This is a genomic window from Cytobacillus firmus (assembly GCF_023715565.1).
Taxonomy (GTDB): Bacteria; Bacillota; Bacilli; order Bacillales; family Cytobacillaceae; genus Cytobacillus; species Cytobacillus firmus_C.
The window spans coordinates 1-1,097 of sequence record NZ_JAMBOJ010000138.1; the positions used below are offsets into that span (position 1 = coordinate 1).

Sequence of the window (1,097 nt, forward strand, 5' to 3'; positions counted from 1 at the left end):
AATGATTCTTTTTCTAACTTCCTCTGCATAATCCATCAAGACAGCTCCGATGAGCCTGTAAGCGGATTGTGTGTTAGGAAAGATTCTAATGACTCTTTCTCTTCTGCGAACCTCTCCATTTATTCTTTCAAGTGAATTTGTGCTCCGAATATGCTTATGGTACTTGGTATCTTCGTTTAAGTACTGGATTCCGTCTTCAAAACCATCTTCTAATATTTCAATCGCTCTATCGAGCTTTGGATGATCTTTATACTTCTCAATGAACTCATTTTTGTATCTTCTGGCATCTTCCACTTTCGCAACTTCAAATATTCTTTTTAGCGCGATTTTCACTTCATCCATATCTTTTTTCGGCATATGAGTGATGATGTTCTTTTTAAAATGGACGGTGCATCTCTGCCAGGCAGAGCCGACAAACTCTTTTCCAATGGCAGCTTTTAAGCCCTTATGGGCATCTGATATGATTAGTTTTGGTGCTTGTAATCCTCGTGACTGTAAGTGCTGGAAAAATCTTTGCCACGCTTCACAGCTCTCCACATGATCTATTCTTAAGCCAAGAATTTCCCGTCTATCATTCATATCAACCGCAGTGGCAATGTAGACAGCTTTGGAAACCACCCGATTGTGCTCCCTTACTTTAATATACATGGCGTCTGTAAAAATATAAGGGTAATACATCGTATTTAGTGGCCGGTTTGCCCATTGGTTTACTATTGGATCCAGCTTCTCTGTCAGAGTGGATACGAAGGATTTGGACACCTTTTGACCACAGAGCTGTTCCACGATGTTAGACACTTTTCTAGTGGAAACCCCGTTCACAACCATTTCAAGCATAGAGAGGACAAAAGTCTGGTCACATCGAGCATATTGTTCAAACACAGTGGTAGAAAAATCACCACTTCTGGTCCGGGGTACTCTCAGTACAATTTTGCCGATGCTTAAGAGAAGTTCGCGGTCATAGTATCCGTTGCGGTAATCATGACGGCTAGCTGTTCGCTCATAAGGATATGTATTCAGATGATGATCACGTTCTTTTTCCATGAACTCATTTAATACCAGGACAATAGAAGCCTTTATCACTGAGTCGATGTTTGAAT

The 1,097-nt window shown here is 40.7% G+C and carries 1 protein-coding gene; it reads right to left on the bottom strand.

From position 1 onward, the window contains the following. Window positions 1-1,097, bottom strand: a 1,097-nt coding sequence (locus M3205_RS25115; RefSeq protein ID WP_251172358.1) for an IS256 family transposase, incomplete at both ends; no start/stop codon positions are given.